Genomic DNA, 5,111 nt, shown 5'->3' with positions numbered 1-5,111 from the left:
GTTATTAACGGTACAAGTGCTGCAAGCGGTTCGGGATACATTACAAATACGTTTGACGGTTTGAAAAAACTGTTAACAGGTACATCAAGCGAATTAGCTGCGGAAAGTATTGATTTATCAAGCGCCACAGCACTTGATAGCAATGCAAATGCGTTCCTTGACCAGTTAGATGCGTTGATCAATGCAGTTGATGGAAATGTGTCAATGCTTATGATGAATAGCAATATGTTACTCAAAGTAAGAGCAGCAGCAAGAAGAGCCGGCTATTACAGCAGAGAGACAAACGATTTTGGTCGTTTGGTTGAAAGCTACGGCGGTATTCCAATGCTTGACATGGGTAAATACTACAACGGTACAAACTCAGTAGATACAGTAGAAACAGGGGATGATGGTACATCATCAATCTATGCTGTATCGCTAGGCCTTGACGGATTCCACGGAATTTCACCAACAGGCACAGGAGTAATCAATTCGTATATGCCCGATATGACAGCACCAGGTGCAGTTAAAAAAGGCGAGGTCGAACTTGTCGCAGGTGTAGCGCTTAAAAACACATTAAAAGCAGCAGTCTTAAGCGGAATCAAAATTAAGACTGTGTAATAATCGGAGGTCACACACATGCTAGAAGAGATCATGAGACATGTTAAGAATATGTTTATTTTTCCCCAAAGTAATCAGGCAAATACCCCAGTGCACTTATCAATCGAATCCGGCGTGTGTGTTTCTCATATAGGAATAGACGAACTACAAAGCGGCAGTTTTGTCTATATCGAAGGTTCGCATAAAAATGACGGTGTGCGCAGAATATGGTTTACACCTGAAGAACTGGAAGAACATCAAGAAGATGATGCACTTTTAGTAGAACCGTTAGAAGATGAAGAATTTGACAGTTACGTAGTCATGTTAAAACCTCCTAAAGCGTTCTTAAACTTGGCAAGGGAAATAAAAGCTTTTTCAGAGACAAACAAAGATTCAGCATATACAAGCGAATCTTTTGGCGGTTACTCTTACAGCCGCGCGACGAATAAAGCCGGCAACCTTGCCGGGTGGCAGGACGTATTTAAGGCAAGACTAAATACCTGGAGGAAAATGTAACATGAGTTTAATTGATAATATGTTAACCGATTGTGTGATCATGAACAAAATGAAAATGCCTGACGGTGAAGGCGGCTATATTGTCGAATGGCAAGAGGGCGCACAAATACAGGCGGCTATTACACTTGATACAAGTATGCAAGCAAGGATAGCAGAGAAGCAGGGAGTGACAAGCACATTCACGGTAACGACAAGCAAAGATTTAAAACTAGAATTTCACGACGTGATCAAGAGACTATCCGACGGAAAAACGTTCCGGATTACGTCAGACGCAGGAGACAAAGAAGCGCCTAGCGTGTCAACATTAGACATTGCACAGGCAAAAGCTGAAAAATGGGAGTTAACGAACTAATGACCAAACAAGCAGCATTGCAATTCTTCTTTTCAGGCTTTGAAATGCCGGCATACCCGGCGAACAATGTGCCCGAAGATACAATTTTCCCGTGGTTGACTTATGAAGCACCAACGGGATTCTTCGGGGATGAAATGTCAAGTCAAGTCAACATATGGTATCACACAGAATCAGAAGCAATCCCAAATGCAAAAGCAGAAGAGATTGGGAAAGCGATAGGACAAAGTGGCATATGCTTATCATGTGACGACGGATGGATATGGATAAAAAGAGGCTCGCCGTGGTGCACACCGCTAAACGACGAGACAGATCAGAATATCAAAAGAAGAATGCTAAACATAACACTTGAATACTTAACAGTAGAATAGAGGTGTAGACAATGAAATTTACAAAAATTCCGGATGATACCTTTCAGAATATGCAGCTTAACGCGGGTATTCTAGTAGAGGATTTTAATATTGAAACTGGAGAGTTCGACAAATTAGTAGGTGCTACAAAAGGTGGTATTACATTTAATGCAGCACCAACATACTCAGATTTCGGGGATGATATTGATAACTGTCCGAAAAACATGAAAGAATTAAAGAAACTTGATAGCGTAGAAGCTACACTTAGCGGTACGTTATTAACAGTAACGCCAAAACTTGCAAAATCGCTTATTGCGGCGGCAGATATCGACGAAGAAGATGCAACGCACATTGTACCGCGTAAAGATATCCTCGAATCAGATTTCAAGGACATTTGGTGGCTTGGAGACTATTCAGGTCTTAACGGAGAGAAAAACGGCGGTTACTGTGCAATCCATTTATTTGATGCGCTCAATACTGGCGGATTTCAGATTAAAACGAGCGACAAAGCAAAAGGCGAATTTGCCTTTACCTACATGGCGCACTTCTCAATGGCTGATCAGGATAAAATCCCATACGAAGTGTACATTAAACTGGGAGAAGCGGAACCAACAGAAGAACCGCTACCATAAATTTGATGTCAACTTATGTTTTCATACTTATTCTTCTTTTAATAAAAGGGCTATGGCACAAGTAAAATTGTGTAACATAGCCCTTTTTGCGTGCAAAAATTTTAAAAGATAGAAGAAAAGAAAGCGGGGTATTACATGAAAAAACTATCTGAGTACAAAAATGACGAAGCGCTTGATAAACTTGCTGAACTTATCGAACCATTAAGCGAAATTTTTACAGATAAAAAAGTCGTTGACGTTATCAAAAACGGTGGAAACAAGATCAAAGTCGTATCTTGCGTTATCAAAACGCATAAAAAAGCAATCATTGAGATATTGGCAATATTGGATGATGTACCAGTAGAACAGTATGAATGCAATTTATTAACATTGCCAGTAGCTTTAATGTCTATATTAAACGACAAGGATTTAATGGATTTTTTAGCATTACAGGGTCAGAACATGGCAAGCGCATCTTTTGGCTCAGTTACGGACAATACACAGGGAAAAAAAGCGTAAAACTGTTTAAAAATTATCTATTTGCCAAAATAGAAGAATACAGAAACGAACAGCTATACAAAAATTACATAGCAGATTCGATACAGTTACATGCACAAAACAAATACATAACAAAGAAATTACGTGAACTATTACAGTCTGATACTGAAGGGGAACAGATAGAGACAAGAAGCGGTGACGAGATTGCCGCGGATGTAATAAATCGCCTAAATCTCTCAGTAAAGGGTAAAAAATGAACGTATTAGATTTATTTGCTACAATATCGCTTGACTCGTCAGGCTTCCACGCCGGTCTAGGCGCGGCAATGAATACCGCAAAAAATCTAGGTGGTGGGATTGCAAATGCTTTAGGTAATGCGGCAAAACTAGGAGCAGCAGCACTTGCAGCAACTACAGCAGCCGCAACAGCTTTTGCGGCTTCATCCGTTGCGGTCGGCAAAGAATTTGATGCTGCTATGTCAGGCGTTGCCGCGACAGCAGGAAAAACAGTAGATGAATTAAATAATGAAATGGTAAGTACACAGCTTGCATCCGGAGAATTTTCCGGCTCTTTGCGTGATCTTGCTAAACAATTAGGCTCAGAAACTTCATTCAGTGCTACACAAGCAGCCGAAGCCTTAAACTATATGGCACTTGCCGGATATAATGCACAGCAATCTGCGGATATGTTGCCGACAGTCTTAAACCTTGCAGCGGCAGGAGATATGGAACTTGCGACAGCATCCGACATGGTTACAGATGCGCAAAGCGCGTTAGGTTTATCACTTGATGAAACAAAAAACATGGTCGATCAGATGGCTATGGCTTCATCAAAGTCAAATACTTCAGTCGCGCAATTAGGCGAAGCATTCTTGACAGTAGGTGGTACCGCAAAAAATCTTTCCGGTGGCACTACAGAATTATCAACAGCGCTTGGTATTTTAGCAAACAGCGGTATCAAAGGAGCAGAAGGCGGTACAGCATTACGAAATGTTATTTTATCGCTGTCAGCACCAACAGACAAAGCAGCTGAAGCGCTTAATGCATTAGGTGTTAACGCATTTGATGCAGAAGGTAACATGCGACCGTTAGATGATGTATTTACAGACTTAAATAATTCGCTAGAACCGTTAACACAGCAGGAAAAAACACAGGCACTTAACAATATTTTCAATAAAGTTGATTTAAAATCAGTTGAAGCGTTGATGGCAGGTACAGAAGCGTGGGACGATCTAGCGGCATCAATAGACAATGCGGCAGGGGCAGCGGGTGAAATGGCTGAAACAAAGATGGATAACCTTGCCGGAGATATCACAAAATGGCAGTCAGCACTAGAAGGTGCACAGATTGCTATATCTGATTATCTAACGCCATCAATACGTGAGTTTGTACAATTTGGCACAGAAGGACTATCACAGCTTACAGAAGCGATAAATAAGGGCGATATAAACAGCGTAGTTGAGTCGTTTGGAACAATCCTATCTGACGGAGTTAACAAGATCATTGAAGCCACACCAATGCTTATAGATGCAGGTATGCGTATCATGGGCGCGCTTGGTAAGGGCTTGCTTGACAATATGCCAACCATCATAAAGGCAGCTATCCAGGTAATATCCATGTTTACCAAAGGTATTATGCAAGCGACTCCGGAACTAGGAGCGGCAGGACTTGAAATAATAATAATGCTAGGCGAATACCTCATAGAGAATTTGCCGGAGATAGTAAAAACAGGCTTTGACTTTATTGCAATGTTAGTTACTGGCATAGCTGAAGCCATACCGGAACTTATACCGGTAGCAATAGAAGTAATATCTCAGCTTGCACAAAACCTACTGCAAAACATAGATATCTTATTTAATGCAGCGCTGCAACTTGCATTAGCCCTTGCACTTGGTTTTGCTGAAAATATAGACAAAATCATAGAAATAGCACCTATGATTATGAATGAAATAGGAAAAGCAATAATTAACAATTTGCCAATGATCATAACGGTAGGGCTGCAAATAATAATTGCGCTTGCAGAGGGAATTATAAAAGGTTCAGCGTCATTACTTGCGGCAATTATAGAAACAATTGCTAATATAATCGTACTATTCCGAGATACAAACTGGAAAGAAATAGGTATACAGATACTAGAAGGACTAAAAACAGGAGTATTAGAAGCGGCAGTAAGGTTAATAAATACAATTGTTGATATAGCAAAGAGAGT

7 protein-coding genes are annotated in these 5,111 nt (G+C 40.6%); all 7 read left to right on the top strand.

From position 1 onward, the window contains the following. Window positions 1-600 (top strand): hypothetical protein (locus KBS54_00815; GenBank protein MBQ0054677.1); only part of this gene is annotated, 600 nt, incomplete at its 5' end. An 18-nt stretch (window positions 601-618) separates the two neighbouring features. Beyond that, the gene (locus KBS54_00810) at window positions 619-1,095 is read left to right on the top strand and encodes a hypothetical protein (GenBank protein MBQ0054676.1); all 477 of its coding nucleotides are present in this window, start codon (window positions 619-621) and stop codon (window positions 1,093-1,095) included. A gap of 1 nt (window position 1,096) precedes the next feature. Further along, entirely contained in the window at window positions 1,097-1,447 is a 351-nt protein-coding gene (locus KBS54_00805; GenBank protein MBQ0054675.1) for a head-tail adaptor protein, read from the top strand. Beyond that, a complete protein-coding gene (locus KBS54_00800) occupies window positions 1,447-1,815 on the top strand; it encodes a hypothetical protein (GenBank protein MBQ0054674.1) in 369 nt (122 codons plus the stop codon). Before KBS54_00805 ends, KBS54_00800 begins: the two co-directional genes overlap by 1 nt. A gap of 11 nt (window positions 1,816-1,826) precedes the next feature. Continuing rightward, window positions 1,827-2,426 (top strand): hypothetical protein, encoded by a 600-nt coding sequence (locus KBS54_00795; protein MBQ0054673.1) that lies wholly within the window; start codon window positions 1,827-1,829, stop codon window positions 2,424-2,426. 135 nt (window positions 2,427-2,561) lie between these two features. Next, complete coding sequence (locus KBS54_00790; GenBank protein ID MBQ0054672.1) at window positions 2,562-2,924, top strand: hypothetical protein; 363 nt, start codon at window positions 2,562-2,564, stop codon at window positions 2,922-2,924. Window positions 2,925-3,156: 232 nt separating this feature from the next. Then, a partial coding sequence (locus tag KBS54_00785) for a phage tail tape measure protein (GenBank protein ID MBQ0054671.1) occupies window positions 3,157-5,111 on the top strand: 1,955 nt, incomplete at its 3' end.

Origin of the sequence: Candidatus Equadaptatus faecalis, assembly GCA_018065065.1 — a bacterium.
Lineage (GTDB): Bacteria > Synergistota > Synergistia > Synergistales > Synergistaceae > Equadaptatus > Equadaptatus faecalis.
The sequence above is the reverse complement of the archived record's forward strand: the minus strand, read 5'-3'. Positions and strand labels throughout refer to the sequence as shown.